General features: G+C 53.6%; 1 protein-coding gene. It reads left to right on the forward strand.

The features are described 5' to 3' along the window. Positions 1-41 precede the first annotated feature (41 nt). On the forward strand, positions 42-274 hold a 233-nt coding region (locus KVT27_RS24580), incomplete at its 3' end, for a pyrophosphohydrolase domain-containing protein (RefSeq protein WP_483307983.1).

Raw genomic sequence — 274 nt, forward strand, 5'->3', positions numbered from 1 at the left:
AGCGTTTGTCCGAGAGCCGCAAAGCAGCCCGCCTGGCTTGGATGCAGGGAGTGCTGGACGAGTTTAAAGAAGCGGCGACGCTGGAAGACGAGGTGGATGCCATGATCGATGAATTATATTTCGTTCTGGGCACCTTGGTCGAATTAGGGGTCGAGCCGGGGCCGATTTTTGACATTGTGCATGGCGCGAATATGGCGAAAGTCTGGCCGGACGGTCTAGTTCATAAGAACGAATTTGGTAAGACCATTAAGCCACCTGAGTGGCAGGACCCTTT

The sequence above is a fragment of the Lysinibacillus sp. GbtcB16 genome, assembly GCF_019091145.1.
Lineage (GTDB): Bacteria > Bacillota > Bacilli > Bacillales_A > Planococcaceae > Lysinibacillus > Lysinibacillus fusiformis.